General features: G+C 70.5%; 14 protein-coding genes. 5 read left to right on the top strand and 9 right to left on the bottom strand.

All coding sequences use genetic code 11. The annotated features are described in order from the left end of the window. Positions 1-47 precede the first annotated feature (47 nt). The 5 genes from ACFPQ9_RS19520 to argH all read right to left on the bottom strand — a co-directional run bounded on the left by ACFPQ9_RS19520 (position 48) and on the right by argH (position 5881). Complete coding sequence (locus tag ACFPQ9_RS19520) at positions 48-1034, bottom strand: AAA family ATPase (protein ID WP_380854465.1); 987 nt, start codon at positions 1032-1034, stop codon at positions 48-50. A gap of 141 nt (positions 1035-1175) precedes the next feature. Beyond that, positions 1176-2702, bottom strand: a complete 1527-nt coding sequence (locus ACFPQ9_RS19515) for an MFS transporter (protein WP_380854463.1) — start codon at positions 2700-2702, stop codon at positions 1176-1178. Then, entirely contained in the window at positions 2699-3265 is a 567-nt protein-coding gene (locus tag ACFPQ9_RS19510) for a TetR/AcrR family transcriptional regulator (RefSeq protein ID WP_380854461.1), read from the bottom strand. Before ACFPQ9_RS19510 ends, ACFPQ9_RS19515 begins: the two co-directional genes overlap by 4 nt. An 82-nt stretch (positions 3266-3347) precedes the next feature. Beyond that, positions 3348-4319 carry an aldo/keto reductase gene (locus ACFPQ9_RS19505; protein ID WP_380854459.1) on the bottom strand — a complete coding sequence of 324 codons (972 nt, stop codon included), beginning with the start codon at positions 4317-4319 and terminating at the stop codon, positions 3348-3350. 137 nt (positions 4320-4456) lie between these two features. Then, entirely contained in the window at positions 4457-5881 is a 1425-nt protein-coding gene (gene argH, locus ACFPQ9_RS19500) for an argininosuccinate lyase (RefSeq protein ID WP_380854457.1), read from the bottom strand. A 273-nt stretch (positions 5882-6154) separates the two neighbouring features. On the opposite strand from argH, the gene ACFPQ9_RS19495 reads away from it, so the two are divergent. From ACFPQ9_RS19495 to ACFPQ9_RS19475, 5 genes are all read left to right on the top strand, one after another. Continuing rightward, positions 6155-7006 (top strand): hypothetical protein, encoded by an 852-nt coding sequence (locus tag ACFPQ9_RS19495; RefSeq protein WP_380854455.1) that lies wholly within the window; start codon positions 6155-6157, stop codon positions 7004-7006. A gap of 135 nt (positions 7007-7141) precedes the next feature. Beyond that, a complete protein-coding gene (locus tag ACFPQ9_RS19490) occupies positions 7142-7843 on the top strand; it encodes a L,D-transpeptidase family protein (protein ID WP_380854453.1) in 702 nt (233 codons plus the stop codon). Between the two features lie 102 nt (positions 7844-7945). Next, the gene (locus ACFPQ9_RS19485) at positions 7946-9328 is read left to right on the top strand and encodes a ferredoxin reductase family protein (protein WP_380854451.1); all 1383 of its coding nucleotides are present in this window, start codon (positions 7946-7948) and stop codon (positions 9326-9328) included. 54 nt (positions 9329-9382) lie between these two features. Further along, complete coding sequence (locus tag ACFPQ9_RS19480) at positions 9383-10147, top strand: FMN-binding protein (RefSeq protein WP_380854449.1); 765 nt, start codon at positions 9383-9385, stop codon at positions 10145-10147. A gap of 55 nt (positions 10148-10202) precedes the next feature. Next, the gene (locus tag ACFPQ9_RS19475) at positions 10203-10943 is read left to right on the top strand and encodes an FAD:protein FMN transferase (protein WP_380854447.1); all 741 of its coding nucleotides are present in this window, start codon (positions 10203-10205) and stop codon (positions 10941-10943) included. Positions 10944-11021: 78 nt separating this feature from the next. Here ACFPQ9_RS19475 and ACFPQ9_RS19470 read toward each other — a convergent pair whose 3' ends face one another. Genes ACFPQ9_RS19470 through argJ form a run of 4 tightly spaced genes read right to left on the bottom strand, consistent with a single transcriptional unit; the run spans position 11022 to position 14866 of the window. Beyond that, positions 11022-11567, bottom strand: a complete 546-nt coding sequence (locus ACFPQ9_RS19470; RefSeq protein ID WP_030959635.1) for an arginine repressor — start codon at positions 11565-11567, stop codon at positions 11022-11024. A 19-nt stretch (positions 11568-11586) separates the two neighbouring features. Then, positions 11587-12783, bottom strand: a complete 1197-nt coding sequence (locus tag ACFPQ9_RS19465; protein WP_380854445.1) for an acetylornithine transaminase — start codon at positions 12781-12783, stop codon at positions 11587-11589. Then, complete coding sequence (gene argB, locus ACFPQ9_RS19460) at positions 12780-13694, bottom strand: acetylglutamate kinase (protein ID WP_380854443.1); 915 nt, start codon at positions 13692-13694, stop codon at positions 12780-12782. Before argB ends, ACFPQ9_RS19465 begins: the two co-directional genes overlap by 4 nt. Next, on the bottom strand, positions 13691-14866 hold the full coding sequence (argJ, locus tag ACFPQ9_RS19455) for a bifunctional glutamate N-acetyltransferase/amino-acid acetyltransferase ArgJ (RefSeq protein ID WP_380854441.1): 1176 nt from the start codon (positions 14864-14866) through the stop codon (positions 13691-13693). The genes argB and argJ overlap by 4 nt, the downstream gene beginning before the upstream one ends. Between the last annotated feature and the right edge of the window lie 36 nt (positions 14867-14902).

Genomic DNA, 14902 nt, shown 5'->3' with positions numbered 1-14902 from the left:
CCCTACGAAGCCCGGCCACCTCTTCGTCTCGTGGCTTGACAACAGCATTAGGCAGCGGCCTCCTCGGCGGCCTGGCGCGGGCTGATCCTGGGCCGTTCGACCGAGGCCAGCACCTCGTCGACGATCTCGCCGGGGGCGATGCCGTCGGCGAGGGCGTCGAAGGACAGCACCAGCCGGTGTGCGATGACTTCGTGCGCCAGGTCGCTCACGTCGCCGGGGAGTACATAGCCACGGCCGCGCAGCAGGGCGAGCGCGCGGGCGGCGGCGACCAGGCCGAGGGTCGCGCGGGGCCCGGCACCGTGCGCCAGCCTGCTCTCCGGCCCGGCGAGTTCGCGGGTCGCCAGGACCAGTCGTACGGCGTACTGGGCGACGGCGTGGTGCACGAACACCTCGTCCGCGCGGCGTTGGAGGGCGACGAGCCGCTCGGGGGTGAGGATGCGGCGCGGTCTTGGCGGGTCGACGCTCATCCGGTAGAGGATGGCGAGTTCCTCCAGTTCGGTGGGGGCGGGCACCTCCACCTTGAGCAGGAAGCGGTCGCGCTGGGCCTCGGGGAGCCGGTAGACGCCCTCGGACTCGATCGGGTTCTGGGTGGCCAGGACCAGGAAGGGCTCCGGCACGGCGAGGGTCGTACCGCCGATGGAGACCTGGTGCTCGCCCATCACCTCCAGGAGCGCGGACTGCACCTTGGCGGGGGCGCGGTTGATCTCGTCGGCGAGAACGACGTTGGCGATCACCGGGCCCGGCTCGATGTCGAACGCCTCCTGGGAGGGGCGGTAGATCCGGGTACCGGTGATGTCGGAGGGGACGAGGTCCGGGGTGAACTGCAACCGGGCGAAGCGGCCGCCGGCGACCTTCGCGAGGGTCTTCGCGGCGAGCGTCTTGGCGACGCCCGGCACGCCCTCCAGGAGGCAGTGGCCTCTGGCCAGGACCGCGGTGAACATGCGTTCCACCATGCGGTCCTGGCCGACTATGACTCGCTTGACTTCGAAGAGGGCCTCTTCGAGGTGATTGCCGTCGGGGGGTGCGGGGGTCATGCCCCCAAGGGCATCAGGTGGGGGCGAAAAGGGGATTAAAGCCAGCGGTGGGGGTGGTTTCTGTGCGACGGCGGCTGCGGGTAGTGGGTGGTTGCTCCGCCCACGCGGCGGAGCCGCAAATCGATACAGCCCCGCGCCCCTTTAAGGTCGGCTGTCCAGCCGTTGGCCCCGAAGCATGAACCATGCTGCCACTGCGGCTGCCAGCAGGACCACCGCACCGGCACCGGACGCCAACGCCAATCCGTCCACGAAGGACTGACGCGCCGCATCCAGCATCGGCCCCGCCGTCTGCCCCGGCATCCCCGCCGCCGCCTCCACCGCGCCGCCGAGCGACTCGTGCGCGCCGGCCGGAGTGCCCGCCGGGCCGGTGAAGTCCCGGTACACGCCCGTCACGATCGAGCCGAGCACCGCGATCCCGAGTGCCGCGCCCAGCTCGTACGCCGTCTCCGACACCGCGGACGCCGCGCCCGCCTGCTCCTTCGGTACGGAGGAGAGGATCACGTCGGAGGTCACCGTGAAGGAGAAGCCCGCGCCGACGCCGACGACCAGGAGGGCCGCGCCGAGCAGGGGGTAACCGGTCGAGCGGTCGATCACGGTCAGGACGGCGAGCGCGAGGCCGATCGCCGCGAGGCCGCCGGAGACCACGGCCCGTACCGAGAAGCGGCGGGCCACGCGGCCGGCGATCAGACCGGCCACGACCGCGCCGACCGCGGCGGGCAGTTCGGCGAGGCCCGCCTCCAACGGGCCCCTGCCCTGCACGAGTTGCAGGAACTGGGAGAGGAAGAAGACCAGGCCGGACAGGCCGAGGATGGTCAGCAGGTCGGCCAGGACCGCGCCGCTGAAGCCACGGCTGCGGAACAGCCGCATGTCCAGCAGCGGGGCGGGCAGGGTGAGCTGGCGGCGTACGAAGCCGTACAGCGCGGCCGCGCCCAGCAGGCCCGCGGCGAGCGTGACCCACGTGAAGCCGTGCGAGGCCGCCTCCTTGACGGCGTACACGACGGCGATCATGCCGACCAGCGACAGGGCGACGCTGATCATGTCCCAGGGGCCCGGGCTCGGGTTGCGGGACTCGGGCAGCAGCTTGATGCCGACGAGGACCAGGACCACCATCACCGGCAGGTTGATCAGGAAGACCGAGCCCCACCAGAAGTGTTCGAGCAGGAAGCCACCGGCGATCGGGCCGACGGCGGTACCGGCGGACGCGGTCGCGCCCCAGATGCCGATGGCGAGGCTGCGCTCGCGCGGGTCGTGGAAGAGGTTGCGGATCAGGGCGAGGGTGGCCGGCATCAGGGTCGCGCCCGCGACACCGAGCAGGGCCCGGGCGACGATCATCATCTCCGGGGTCGTCGCGTAGGCGTTCAGGACCGATATCGCGCCGAACGCCGTGGCTCCGACGAGCAGGATCCTCTTGCGTCCTATTCGGTCGCCGAGGCTGCCCATCGAGACGAGCAGACCCGCGATCACGAAGGAGTAGACGTCGCCTATCCACAGGAGCTGGGTGCCGGAGGGCTTCAGGTCCTCGCTGATGTAGGGGGTCGCCAGGCCGAGGACGGTCGCGTCGACGGCCACCAGCAGCACGGCGAGCACGAGGACGGACAGCGCCAGCCAGCGGCCGGGGCGCTTCGTCACCGCCTCGGTGGGGTTCGCCGTCTGCACGGTGCTGGTCATGATTCCTCTCTCGGTTGTGCGGGGTGACGCAGTGCGCCGCCGAGCAGCAGCTCGACGATCATGTGCGTGAAGTCGTTGCGGGCGACCCGGCCCTCGGCGACCGCCCAGGCTCCCGAGCCGAGCAGTCCGTAGAGCGCCTCGGTGAGCCAGACCGCGCTGAGGTCGATGCGGAACTCGCCGCTCTGCTGGCCGCGCCGGAACAGCGCGGCGACACGCTCGTCGATGCGTGCCCAGCCCGCGTTCTGCTCCTCGCCCTCGAACAGCTGGTTCTCCGTGTAGAGGAAGGCGAGCAGTCCGGCCGAGGGCTCGATCTCGCGGACCAGCCGGTGCACGGCGTCCCGCGCCGCGCCTTCGTCGAGGTGGGCGGCGTCCAGCGCGGCCTCGCACTCGGCGATGCCGAGCGACTCCAGCGCCCGCACCAGCGCGTCGCGTCCGGCGAAGTGCCGGTGCAGGGTGGCGCGGCTGATCCCGGCGGCCTTGGCGACCTCGTCCATGGTCGCGGTGGCTTTGCGGGTCAGCAGGGCTGCGGCGGTGCGCAGCACATGATCACGATCGACGGCCATGAGACAAGAGTAGCGCATGTGAGACATGAATGTCTCACCTTGGGCATGTGTGACTCATAACCGCTGATCAACGGGGTCTACGTCAGTGCCAGGGCAGCTGTCCGCGTCGCTCCCAGTACGCGCCCGGCTCCTCCACCAGCGCGGCGAGCCGCTCCAGCTGGGCCTCGTCGAGGTCCACGGCGGCGGCGTGCAGATTGGATGCGAGCTGTACGGTCGTCGCGGCGCCGGAGAGGACCACGCCGGCCCAGGGCTGACGCAGGATCAGGGCGAGGGCGACGGCGTCGCAGCCGAGCTGTGTCTCCTCGGCGACGGCCTTGAGCGCGTCCGGCGCGTACGGGTCCGCGAGGCGTCCGTTGGCCATGCCCTCCTTGACGATCACGGTGAGTCCGGCGTCATGGGCCTCGGCCAGGGCAGGGGCGGCGGAGGTCTCCAGGGCGTTGTACGTCGACTGGACGGTACGGAAGAGGGGCTCGCCGTCGACGGTCACCGCGAGGGCGGCGCGGATCGCTGCCGCTTGGGCCGGGCCGCTGGTGGAGAAGCCGACGGTGAGGCCGGCGGCCGCTGCTTCGGCGAGCCTCGCGTGGAGGTCCTTGTCGGTGAGGGCGGGGCTGTCCGGGGTCACCGAGTGGATCTGGTAGAGGTCGAGACGGTCGCCGAGGAGGGCGTCGGATTCGGCGCGTTGCCGCTCGTACGTCGCGAGGCTGTGGTCCTTGACCTCGTGTTTCTCGGCGTCGGTGGTCCAGTCGGCGGTGTAGGTATAGCCCCATTTGCTGCCGATGACCACGTCGTCGATGCCGGGGTTCTTGCTGAGCCAGTCCGCGAGGAACTCCTCGGAGCGGCCGTAGGAACGGGCGACGTCGAAGTAGCGGACGCCTTGGGCGTAGGCGGCGTTGAGGAGTTCGTGGGTGCGGGTGCGCAGCGTTTCGACGCTGCGGTTCTCTCCGAGGTCGTGTTCTCGACCCAGGTTGATGTAACCCGGCCGGCCGACGGCGGCTAGACCCAGGCCGATGTGGCAGGTGGGGGTCGTTGCTGTTGCCAGTCGGGTGAAGGGCATCGCGGGCTCCGTTGGGTCGGCTCCGTACGGCTTCCCCATAACGTAACCCGCGATGACCTTCGCCTCAGGGGTCGGGTTGTGCGGTGGTTCGGCGGCTTTCGGCCTGTGGGGGTTGCTCGCGCAGTTCCCCGCGCCCCTCAGGCGCGATTCGCCCAGCGATGTTGGGCTGCCACGTTCTGCTTCACCTCGGCCAGTTGGATGGCCACCGCGCTCGGGGCCGTGCCACCCCTGCCGTTCCTGGAGGCCAGGGCGCCCGGGACGTTGAGGACCGTCCGTACCTCCGGAGTCAAGTGCGCCGAGATCTTCGCGAACTGTTCGTCCGTCAGCTCGTCCAGCTCCTTGCCCTCCCCCTCGGCGACCTTCACGCACTCGCCGGCGACCTCGTGGGCGACACGGAACGGGACGCCCTGCTTGACCAGCCACTCGGCGATGTCGGTGGCGAGGGAGAAGCCGGCCGGGGCCAGTTCCTCCATGCGCTCGCGGTTGACGGTGAGGGTGGCCATCATGCCGGTGAAGGCGGGGAGTAGAACCTCCAGCTGGTCGCAGGAGTCGAAGACGGGCTCCTTGTCCTCCTGGAGGTCGCGGTTGTAGGCCAGCGGGAGGGCCTTCAGCGTGGCCATGAGGCCCGTCAGGTTGCCGATCAGGCGGCCGGACTTGCCGCGCGCCAGCTCCGCGATGTCCGGGTTCTTCTTCTGCGGCATGATCGACGAGCCCGTCGAGAACGCGTCGTGCAGGGTCACGAAGGAGAACTCCTTCGTGTTCCAGATGATGACCTCCTCGGCGATCCGGGAGAGGTTCACGCCGATCATCGCGGTGATGAAGGCGAACTCGGCGACGAAGTCACGGGAGGCCGTGCCGTCGATCGAGTTGGCGGCCGAGCCGTGCTCGAAGCCGAGGTCCTTCGCCACCGCCTCCGGGTCCAGACCGAGGGAGGAGCCGGCGAGGGCACCCGAGCCGTACGGCGAGACGGCCGTGCGCTCGTCCCACTGGCGCAGCCGCTCGGCGTCCCGGGACAGCGACTGGACGTGCGCCAGGACGTGATGGGCGAAGAGCACCGGCTGAGCGTGCTGGAGGTGGGTGCGGCCGGGCATGGCCACGTCCGGGTGGGCCTCGGCGAGGCCGATGAGCGCGTCCTGGAGGCCGGCGATCAGGCCGCCGATGATGCGGGCGTGGTCCCGCAGGTACATCCGGAAGAGGGTCGCGACCTGGTCGTTGCGGGAACGGCCCGCGCGCAGCTTGCCGCCCAGGTCCGGGCCGAGGCGCTCCAGCAGTCCCCGCTCCAGGGCGGTGTGGACGTCCTCGTCGGCGATCGTGCCGACGAACTCACCCGAGGCCACGTCCGCTTCGAGCTGGTCGAGGCCCGCGATCATCCGGGTCATCTCGTCCTGGGTCAGCAGGTCCGCCTTGTGCAGCACGCGCGCGTGGGCCCGGGAACCGGCGATGTCGTAGGGCGCGAGGCGCCAGTCGAAGTGGACGGACGCGGACAGCTTGGCCAGGGCCTCGGCGGGACCGTCGGCGAAACGGCCGCCCCAGAGCCGTACGTCACCGCTGTTGCTGCTCACTCGCTGCGCTCCTCGGGAGGTCTGGGTGTGGCACCGCCTCCCCGTGGCGTGAAACGGGGAGGCGGTCGTCAGGCTAGTGCGCAGTCATTACGCTCACCCGCATTGACATGCATGAGTATGCAGAGTGCTGCATGATTCGTCAATCCGAGCTGGGGGCGGCGGAAGTTTCGGTGCGCTCGTTGAACGCCAGAAACCGCTTACCCGTACTTCTCGCCGGACGCAGGCGCCGCGTTCGTACACGACGACACCCTCGAACCCGAGTGAGGCATCCGTATGTCCAGGGCTCTTCCGAAGTACAACAAGCGTCGCGTCACGTTCATCGGCGGCGCCGCCGCGTTGGCGCTGTCCGGCACGGTGATCGCCGGCTTCGCCCTCGCCGGGGAGACGTCCGGGAAGAGTGGCACCGCCGCCCGCACGCTCGCCGGACCCGGCACCGTCTCGTGCCCGGACGTGAGGTCGAAGCTCCCGGCGGTCCCCGCCACCGCGAAGGCCGAGGTCGACCGCAACCTCGCACTGCTCGACACCCAGATCCAGGAAGCCGACAAGAGGCTGGTCGACACCGTCGGCCAAGGCGGGCCGAACTTCGTCCAGAACGCCATCCTCGGCCCCCTGAAGGACAAGCGCGTGGCGACGGTCAACCGCATCGCGACGGCCATCGGCCGTACGGCCGCCAGACCGCAGGGACTGGACGCGCTGGCGCCCTGCACGCTCAACGCCGGCGGGAACGCGACCGCGGCGACCCCGAAGGCGACGCCCACCCAGCAGGCCGGCGGCAACACCGGGAACACCGGGAACGGTGGGAACGCGGGCAGTTCGGGCAACGCCGGGGCCGTCGGCACCATCTCCTGCCCGGACGTGAGGTCCAAGCTCCCGGCGGTCCCCGCCACCGCGAAGGCCGAGGTCGACCGCAACCTCGCACTGCTCGACACCCAGATCCAGGAAGCCGACAAGAGGCTGGTCGACACCGTCGGCCAAGGCGGGCCGAACTTCGTCCAGAACGCCATCCTCGGCCCCCTGAAGGACAAGCGCGTGGCCGCGATCGACCGCATCGCCATCTCCATCGGCCGTACGGCGGCGAAGCCGCAGGGCCTGAACTCCCTGGCTGCCTGCACGCTCACCAAGTGACGTGACAGGCGCTGTGGCCGCCCCGCTGTACGCCGGCCGGGGCGGCCACGGACGTGCCGACAGGTGTACGGCGCCACCAGCCCGGATGGCCCACCCGGCGTGCCGTCGCCGCTGCCTCCCCCTAGCTTCTGAGCCATGCGCCCCGGTGTCGTCGCCCTCGCTTCCGCGTCCCTTCTCTTGCTCGGTGCCGCGCCGGGTGAGGGGCCGCCGCGGCCGCTGCCCGCGCGCATGGCCGACACCGGCGGCGGCACCCAGCTGATCACCGCCGTCGCGCCCAGGGCCGGGTCGACGGCAGGGACCGTCACTTGGTGGAACCGGGTCGACGGGCGCTGGGTGAAGGCCGGATCGGCGTCTGCCCGGTTCGGGGCGAAAGGGCTCGTCCGGGGGACGAATCGCAGGCAGGGCACGAACACGACGCCGACGGGGCTGTACGGGCTGCCGTACGCCTTCGGTATCGACAAGGCGCCGCGCGGAACGACGTACAAGTACCGCCGCGTGCACAACAACTCCTGGTGGTGCCAGGACAACGACTCCCGTGCCTACAACCGGTGGAGCGAGCCACGCGCCCGTGACTGCCGGGCCGCCGAGTCCGAGCACCTGATCTCCTACGGGGCGCAGTACGCGCACGCGCTCGTCATCGGCTTCAATTACGAGCGTCCCGTGAGGGGGCGCGGCGCCGGCATCTTCCTCCATGTGAAGGGGCGCGGGGCGACGGCCGGTTGTGTGTCGGTGTCACGGGGCGCGATGCGCAGGATCCTCAAGTGGGCCGAGCCGAAGCGCAGACCGCACATCGCGATCGGCACGGCGAGCGGCGCCACGGCGATCACCCGGTACTGACCCCGGCAGCGAACAGCCACCACTGAACACACGGACCTCCCCGCACGTATCTCTGGGCCAAGGGACCACGCCACCCCCCTTGCTCCCGTCCCCGGAGGAACCGTGACCACCACGATCGCGGGCGGCCGTGCCGCCCGACGCCAGACGATGCGCCGCATCCGACCGCGCCGCTCCCCGGCCGTTCCGCTGGTGATCGCCCTATGGGCGGGCGCCGCCGCGGTGCTGTGGCTGTGGTGGGACAACACGCCGTCCCTCGCGGACAACACCGCAAAGATCATCGCCGCGGGCCGGATCACCGGTCTGCTCGCCGGCTATCTGATGGCCCTCGTGGTGCTCCAGATGGCGCGGGTGCCCGCGCTGGAGCGGCGGGTGGGCTCGGACCGGGTCGCGCGCTGGCACGCGATGAGCGGCCGGTACACGGTCTGCCTGGTCATCGCCCATGTCTTCCTGATCATGTGGGGCTATGCGCTCCAGGCCGGCAAGACGCTCGGCGGCATCGTCCAGCAGACGATCGACTCGGTCAACACCCTGCCGGACATGGGCAAGGCGGCCATCGGCACCGGTCTGCTGTTCTTCATCGCGTTCATCTCGATCGGGGGCATCCGCCGCCGGATCCCGTACGACACCTGGTACCACGTGCACCTGCTGACGTACGCCGCGGTGTTCCTGACGTTCTGGCACCAGATCACCACCGGCAACGAGTTCGCCGTCGAGCCCACCGCGAAGACGTTCTGGTACGGGCTGTACGGCGCCGTCACCGCGGCGGTGCTCTGGTACCGGGTCATCACCCCGATCCGGCTGAACCTGCGGCACCGGATGTATGTCGAGGCGGTCATCGAGGAGACGCCGGGCATCGTGTCGGTGCTGATCGGGGGTCGCAAGCTGCACCGGATGGGCGCGGAGGCGGGGCAGTTCTTCCGCTGGCGGTTCAAGGCGCCGGGCATGCGGTTCAGTTCGCACCCGTACTCCCTGTCGGCGGCGCCCCGCCCCGACATGCTGCGGATCACGGTCAAGGCGATCGGCGACCACACGTCCCGGCTGCGCGATCTGAAGCCCGGCACCAAGGTGTGGGCCGAGGGCCCGTACGGCGCCATGACCGCGCAGCGCCGCAGCCGGGGCAAGGTGCTGCTGGTGGCGGGCGGCGTCGGCATCACGCCGATGCGGGCCCTGTTCGAGACGCTGCCGGGCGCGTCCGGTGACATCACCCTGCTGTACCGGGCCAACAGCACCCAGGACCTGGCGCTGTGGGACGAGCTGGCGAAGATCGCCGACGAGCGCGGCGCCCGGCTGATGTACGCGGTCAACAGCCCCGACGGCGAGCGGCCCGACATCTCGGCGGAGCGGCTGCAGCAGAAACTCCCCGACATCGACAAACACGACGTGTTCATGTGCGGGCCGGCCGGCTTCGCACAGTCCGTCTACGAAGCACTGCGCGACGCGGGTGTACCTGCCCGCCGCATCCATCACGAGTCGTTCGAGATGTGAGCGACGGGACTTCAAGACTTCGGGCCTTCAAGACCTCCAGGAGCTGTAGAAGCCATGAGGAAGAGTCACCCCATCCGGCGTGTGGTGCTGGCCGGCGCGGCCACCGTGTCCGGCATCGTGCTGCTGCTGTCGCTGAAGCCGGCGTCCGACCCGGGTTCCGCGCAGGCGGCGGGCGTCGGCGCACCGCCGGCGGCCTCGGCCCAGGGCGGCGCCCAGGCGGCCGGGTCCGGCACGGTCACCGGGGACGCGGCGCAGACCCAGTACGGCGCCGTGCAGGTCCGGCTGACCGTGAGCAACGGCAAGATCACCCAGGCGGCGGCCGTCCAGGCGCCCAAGGGCGGGCAGAGCGACCAGGTCACCGCGAACGCCGTGCCCAAGCTCAACCAGGCGGCGGTCACCGCGCAGAGCGCCGACATCGACGCGGTGTCCGGGGCGACGTACACGAGCGCCGGTTACAAGAAGTCCCTCCAGTCGGCGATCGACAAGGCGAAGGCGAGCGGCGGCTCTTCACAGGGCTCGGGTTCGCAGGGCTCCGGCGCCGCTCAGGCCCGTACCGTCACCGGCGGTGTGGCCCAGACCCAGTACGGCCCGGTTCAGGTCCGTATCACCGTCAGCGGCGGGAAGATCACCAAGGCCGAGACGGTGCAGGCGCCCAAGGGCGGGCAGAGCGACCAGGTCACCGCAAACGCCGTACCGAAGCTCAACCAGGCGGCCGTGGCGGCCGGCAGTGCCGACATCGACGCGGTCTCCGGGGCCACGTACACGAGCGCCGGTTACAAGGAGTCCCTGCAGTCGGCTCTGGATCAGGCCGGTGGCTGACACGGTGGTGGAACCGACACAAGCTCCCGCCGCGGTACGTCGGGCGGAGGAGGTCATGGGGACGGTCTTCTCCTTCGATGTCCGCGGCGGGGATTCCGGTGCCGTGCGGTCGGCGCTGGAAGAGGCGGTCGCGGGGCTGCACCGGGTCGACGAGGTGTTCAGCACGTACCGCGACGACAGCCAGATCTCCCGGCTGGCCCGCGGGGAGCTGACCATCGACGAGTGCGACCCGGAGGTGACCGAGGTCCTCGGCCTGGGTGCCGAGGCGGAGCGGCTCAGCGGGGGCTGGTTCAGCACGACCTACGAGGGCCGCTTCGACCCGACCGGCATCGTCAAGGGCTGGTCGGTCGAACGTGCGGCGCGCGCGCTCGCGGACGTCCCGGGCGTGACCGGTGTGAGCGTCAACGGCGGCGGCGATGTGCAGCTGCTGGGCGTGCCGGGGCCGCAGCGGCCGTGGCGGGTGGGCGTGTCCGACCCGCTGCGTCCGGGTGGCCTGGCCGCGGTGATCTCCGCCGCCGGCCTCACCGAACTGGCGGTGGCCACCTCCGGCACGGCGGAACGCGGCACCCACATCGTCGACCCCCGCACGGGCCGCTCGGCGGTGACGGACCTGGTGGCGGTGACCGTGGTGGCCCCGCACCTCACCTGGGCGGACTGCTGGGCGACGGCGGCGTTCGCGATGGGTTCGCGGGAGGGCCTGACCTGGCTGGAATCCCTAACGGACGTGGAGGCCCTGCTGATCACGGCGGGCGACGAGGTGCGGTGCACGGGGGGCCTGGCGGCTCGACTCGGGTGACCGGTCCCACCCGGGGGCGCGGGGAACTGCGCGATCAGCCACAACGCACCCGCAGTCGGCAGCGCACCCGCCGCCCCCTCAGTGCCCGTTCTGAGCCAACCGCAGCAAATGGTCGGCGAGAGCCTGACCCCCCGTGGGGTTCCGGCTGATCAGCAGCAACGTGTCGTCGCCGGCGATCGTCCCCAGAATGTCGTGCAGCTCGGCCTGATCGATGGCCGAGGCCAGGAACTGCGCGGCCCCCGGAGGGGTCCGCAGGACCACGAGATTCGCCGAAGCCTCCGCAGAGATCAGCAGCTCCTGCGACAGCCGCCGCATCCGCTCTTCCTTCGCCGACTCCCCCAGCGGCGCCCGAGGGGTCCGGAAACCCCCCTCGCTCGGCACCGCGTAGATGAGGTCACCGTCGTTGTTGCGGATCTTCACCGCGTTCAGCTCGTCCAGGTCCCGGGAGAGCGTCGCCTGGGTGACGCTCAGCCCGTCGTCGGCGAGCAGCTTCGCCAGCTGACTCTGCGACCGCACCGGCATCCGGTTGAGGATGTCCACGATCCGGCGGTGGCGCGCGGTGCGGGTCTGCGGCACGGCAGGCCCCGCGACCCCGTTGTGCTCGTGGTCCTGCGCCTGACTCATCGTCGTCCCATTCTCCGGATCATGCGTCCCCGTCGGCCCTGTCGGCCCCGTCCAGGATGCCGGGAAGGGCCTGGAGAAGCGCCTCGACTTCGTCGTCCCCGAGGTTCAGCGGCGGCATGAGCCGTACGACATCGGGGGCGGGCGCGTTCACCAGGAATCCGGCGTCCTGAGCCACCTGCTGCACACGCGCGGCGAGCGGCTCGGTGAGCACGATACCCAGGAGCAGGCCCCCACCCCGGACATAACCGATCAACCGGTGATCGAGAGCGTCGATTCCGTCGCGCAACTTCTCGCTCTGCCGCTTGACGTTCTCCAGCAACCCGTCGTTCGCGATGGTGTCCAGCACGGCCAGACCCGCGGCGCACGCGACCGGGTTCCCCCCGAACGTCGTCCCGTGGTGACCGGGCTGCAGCAGCTCCGCCGCCCGGCCGAACGCGACCGTCGCTCCCAGCGGCAACCCGCCGCCGAGCTGCTTGGCGAGGGTGACGACGTCCGGCAGGACGCCCTCGTTGGCCTGGTAGGCGAACCAGTGCCCGGTACGGCCGACACCGGTCTGCACCTCGTCCAGGACCAGCAGTGCACCGGTGGAAGCGGTGATCGCCCGGGCCGCCTTGAGGTAGCCGGCCGGCGGGACCACGACGCCGTTCTCGCCCTGGATCGGCTCGATGATCACCAGGGCCGTCTCCTCGTTGACCGCCGCGGCCAGTGCCTGCGCGTCGCCGTAGGGCACATGGGTGACATCGCCCGGCAGCGGCAGGAACGGGTCCTGCTTGGCGGGCTGGCCGGTGAGCGCGAGGGCGCCCATGGTGCGGCCGTGGAAACCGCCGTCGGTGGCGACCATGTGGGTACGCCCGGTGAGCCGGCCGAGCTTGAAGGCGGCCTCGTTGGCCTCGGCACCGGAGTTGCAGAAGAAGACCTTGCCGTCCCGGCCGAACAGCTGGAGGAGACGTTCGGCGAGGGCGACGGTCGGCTCGGCCATGAAGAAGTTGGAGATGTGGCCGAGGGACGCGATCTGCCTGCTCACCGCCTCGACGATCGCCGGGTGGGCGTGGCCCAGCGCGTTGGTCGCGATGCCGCCGACCCAGTCGAAGTACTGCTTGCCGTCGGCGTCCCAGACCTTGAGGCCCTCGCCGCGCACGAGAGGCAGGCGCGGGGTGCCGTAGTTGTTCATCAGCGAGCCCTGCCACCGCTGGGCGTACTCCTGATTGACGGTCATTCCGCGTCCCCCTCCGGCCCGTCCGGCACGACCATCGTGCCGATTCCCTCGTCGGTGAAGATCTCCAGCAGGATGGAGTGCTGGACCCGGCCGTCGATGACACGGGCGGTGGTCACGCCGCCCCGGACGGCGTGCAGACAGCCCTCCATCTTCGGCACCATTCCGGAGCTCAACTCCGGCAGCAGCTTCTCCAGTTGGGAAGCGGTGAGGCGGCTGATCACCTCGTCGCTGTTGGGCCAGTCCTCGTAGAGGCCCTCGACGTCCGTGAGGACCATGAGCGTCTCGGCGCCCAGCGCGGCAGCGAGTGCCGCAGCCGCCGTATCAGCATTGACGTTGTAGACATGTCCGTCGTCCTGGCTCCGGGCGATCGACGAGACGACCGGGATCCGGCCGTCGGCCAGCAGGGCCTCGATCGCACCCGTGTCGATGTCGGTGATCTCGCCGACCCGGCCGATGTCGATGAGCTCGCCGTCGATCTCGGGCTGGTGCCGGGTGGCGGTGATGGTGTGCGCGTCCTCGCCGGTCAGACCGACGGCCAGCGGGCCGTGCTGGTTGAGCAGGCCGACCAGCTCGCGCTGCACCTGTCCGGCCAGCACCATCCGTACGACGTCCATGGCGTCCTCGGTGGTGACGCGCAGGCCGGCCTTGAACTCGCTGACGATGCCGTGCTTGTCGAGGGCGGCGCTGATCTGCGGGCCGCCGCCGTGCACCACGACGGGCTTGAGGCCGGCGTGGTGCAGGAACACCACGTCCTGCGCGAACGCGGCCTTCAGCTCCTCGTCGACCATGGCGTTGCCGCCGAACTTGATGACGACGGTCTTGCCGTTGTGCCGGACCAGCCAGGGCAGCGCCTCGATGAGGATCTGGGCCTTGGGGAGCGCGGTGTGCTTGCGCGCGGGTGCGTTGCTCATGACGAGTAGGCGCTGTTCTCGTGGACGTAGTCGGCGGTCAGGTCGTTGGTCCAGATGGTGGCGGTCTCGGAGCCCGCGGCGAGGTCGGCAACGATGTGCACCTCGCGGTAGCGCATGTCGACCTTCTCGCGGTCCTCGCCGACGCCGCCGTTCTTGCAGACCCAGACGCCGTTGATGGCGACGTTGAGCTGCTCCGGCTCGAAGGCGGCCTGTGTCGTGCCGATCGCGGAGAGCACCCGGCCCCAGTTGGGGTCCTCGCCGTGGATGGCGCACTTGAGGAGGTTGTTGCGGGCGATGGAGCGGCCCACCTCGACGGCGTCGTCCTCGGAGGCGGCGTTGATCACCTCGACCTTGATGTCCTTGCTGGCGCCCTCGGCGTCCCGGATCAGCTGCTGACCGAGGTCGTCGCAGACGGCCCGTACGGCCTCCGCGAACTCCGTGTACTCCGGGGTGACCTCGGAGGAACCCGAGGCGAGCAGCAGCACGGTGTCGTTGGTGGACATGCAGCCGTCGGAGTCGACGCGGTCGAAGGTCGTGCGCGTGGCGGCCCGCAGCGCCTTGTCCAGTACGTCGCTGTCGACGACCGCGTCCGTGGTCAGCACGACCAGCATGGTGGCGAGGCCGGGGGCGAGCATGCCCGCGCCCTTGGCCATGCCGCCGACGGTCCACCCTCCCCCAGACTCCGTCCGGGGGGACCCCCAGGTGACGACGGACGTCTTGTGGACCGTGTCGGTGGTCTTGATGGCGATGGCGGCCTTCTCGCCGCCGTGCTCGCTCAGGGAAGCGGCCGCGGTCTCGACGCCGGGCAGCAGCTTGTCCATCGGGAGCAGGACGCCGATCAGACCCGTCGAGCAGACGGCCACCTCGATGGCACCGCGCCCGAGCACCTCTCCCACCTTCTCGGCGGTGGCGTGGGTGTCCTGGAAACCCTTCGGGCCGGTGCAGGCGTTGGCGCCGCCGGAGTTCAGGACGACGGCCGAGATCTGGCCGCTCTTGAGGACCTGCTCGGACCACAGGACCGGGGCGGCCTTGACGCGGTTGGAGGTGAAGACGCCCGCGGCGGCGCGGCGCGGACCGTCGTTGACCACGAGGGCCAGGTCCGGATTGCCGTTCTCCTTGATTCCGGCGGCGATACCCGCAGCCCGGAACCCTTTAGCTGCCGTGACGCTCACTGCATCTCCTTGTTCGCTTCTCCGCCCGTGCAGCGC

Source organism: Streptomyces coerulescens, from assembly GCF_042657965.1.
Classification (GTDB): Bacteria; Actinomycetota; Actinomycetes; order Streptomycetales; family Streptomycetaceae; genus Streptomyces; species Streptomyces coerulescens.
This window is presented reverse-complemented; position numbering and strand designations above follow the sequence as displayed.